The 2,255-nt window shown below is 59.4% G+C and carries 3 protein-coding genes; all 3 read left to right on the plus strand.

Features of this window, described 5'->3' with window-relative positions; translation table 11 throughout:
* The coding region (locus NUW23_02490; protein ID MCR4425045.1) for a hypothetical protein at nt 1-476 on the plus strand (476 nt) is incomplete at its 5' end.
* Nucleotides 403-1,197: a hypothetical protein gene (locus NUW23_02495; protein MCR4425046.1), complete on the plus strand. Its 795-nt coding sequence runs from the start codon at nt 403-405 to the stop codon at nt 1,195-1,197. The genes NUW23_02490 and NUW23_02495, both read left to right, overlap by 74 nt.
* A 328-nt stretch (nt 1,198-1,525) precedes the next feature.
* The coding region (locus tag NUW23_02500) for a hypothetical protein (protein MCR4425047.1) at nt 1,526-2,255 on the plus strand (730 nt) is incomplete at its 3' end.

Genomic DNA, 2,255 nt, shown 5'->3' on the forward strand with positions numbered 1-2,255 from the left:
AGCTCGAACAAGTCATTCCCCACGATACCGTGGTTGTCTGCGCCCTCGGTCACGATCTCTGCAAGGTCGCTCATTACGAGAAGGGAACCGTAGACGGCGCCCTAGTCTACACTGTCCGCGATAACCTCCCTCTTGGGCACGGCGAGAAGTCGCTCAGCGTCCTGCAGCAATTTATTGGCCTCACCGATCTGGAGAAGATGGCTATCCGCTGGCATATGGGAGCGTTCGATATGAGCGTGCATTTCAACAACAGAGAGTGCTTCAGAGAAGCGGTCGAGCGCACGCCACTTGTTCCTCTGCTGATTGCTGCGGATTACGAAGCGTCGGCAATTCTGGAGAGAAATACACTCTCTGAGCAGCCTGTGCCCCAATCCTGGCAGTGCTTGGAGGAGGTGTCCAATCATGGTCCCAGAAACGACCGCAGCAGGACCGGCCGCGGCGGCAGAGGCAATGCAGCGGCTGTTTCGGGCCTGTAATACAGAGGCCTTGATAAGCGAGGGGATGCAGACATGCAAGCAATGCGCAGAAGCTCGCTGTCATGGAGATGCCGGCTGTCGGGACCACTTGCTCGAGCGCAGCTGGGCCAGGGCAGAGGTGCACGACGCCCTGATGCGATGCAGAGCGGCGGTAAAGGGAGACCCGGACAGCGTGCCCGGGCTTACGCTGAGACAAGTGCAGGCACAGCAGCGCATGTGGATCGCGAGCAATAGTGACGCCCGCGATCCATTGAATGCTCTCTTGGGCGTGGTAGAACAGGTGGGCAAACTCTCCCGCGCCCTGCTCAAACAGCGCGAAGGCCTCCGCGGAACCGCTCAACAGCGTCTCCAAAAGGCAAAAGATGCTCTTGGGAGCATGCTTCTCCTGCTCCTGGGCTTCTGCACAGAGATGTGCCTTGACGCCCAGGAAGTCCTCGACGAGGCCTGGGCAAAAGTAAAACAGCGTGACCGCTGCCGGGACTGCCGCAACAGGACTGCGGATGGGCTGCTCGGGCAAGAGCAGGCAAACCTTCTGGATGAACTTGCAAGGCTGCGCAGAGCTCTCGCCTTCTATGCAGATGCCAACAACTGGCAACGCGAGGAGCCCTACTGGCGAGAGAACAGCGACACGGGGTACCGAGAATTGATCCAGCCGGGCCCGAGTGCTGTGGAGAACGACAAAGGCAGGCAGGCTCGTGCAGCCCTCGGCTCACTGGAGTGACAACGGTACCATAGAAACACTGGCGGGGCCCCAGACGGGTACCCGCTCTTGTCCTAATCCTGCTTTGCGATGATAATTGGGCCGTCATAGGGCCATTGTCCTCTGATGATGCATTAGCATGTTTCTTGGCTTCATGAAAGCCGGAACGCAGGATTCTTGGCATTGCCCGGCCGCAAGACGGCCGGACCACTTACTTCTGAGGAGGCGCATGCCTTTGCAGCAAAAACTGTTAGAGGCGGTGGCGAGCTGGCTCTCCGCCGACGTATCGGACGGGCTCCGAGTGATTACCGATGTATTTGTCAACGGCGAGAGCGCATAAGACGCTGGAGTGCCGGCTGGCGAGGACGACTCGAGGCGAGAAGCCTGGACAAACCTCGCAAGAGCGGTTGTCAAAGGGACCATCGAGGTAGTGGTAGCCCGGCACGGCCTGATGCCGGCGCTCTTACGTCCAGTCGTCGTGGTTGACGATCAACTCGCGGACATCGTATTGGTCGAACGTCGGACGACGGGAGACCAAGCCGTGTTCTACGCCCAGATCGACTTCAAGGAGACTGTGGGCAAGTTCCCGTCGCTGGAGGATGTGGGCCGATGGCTTCTGGCGTTCTACTCCGAAATAGAGCCATTGGCAGGGTCCAGGAGCACAAACGCTACGGAAGCCACCCTGATCCTCAAAAACGAGACGGGGGCTACAATCGAAGTCCCCCTGGAAGACTGCGGGCAAGGCCCGGGGCTGGGTGCGGTCAGTGTCTCAGTGGTGGATGGGCACGGCACCGAAATCGTCCCAAACCATCGGTACCACTTCGATGTGCGGACTCGCAGCACGCTCGACCTCAGTCGCTATGTTGAGGAGCCCGGGGAACTACCAAATCTGCCCGCGTTCTTGCAGGTCGAACCCTATCAACAGCCCGGGAACACGCTTGCCTCGGCGCGTTCCCATCCTTCGAGGAGGCTTGCGGACGACCATCCGCGGGCATGTCCTGAATGTGGGGGCTCTCTCCACTTGAGAGTCATTCACTCTGAAGATGTGTTCTACCCAATCCTTCCGGATGGCGGCATCG

The organism is Bacillota bacterium (assembly GCA_024655925.1).
Classification (GTDB): Bacteria; Bacillota; DTU025; order DTU025; family JANLFS01; genus JANLFS01.

What these genes read in the sequence shown, in the direction of transcription:
- NUW23_02495 (MCR4425046.1), top strand. Translation starts at nt 403, where the DNA reads ATGGTCCCAGAAACGACCGCAGCAGGACCGGCCGCGGCGGCAGAGGCA.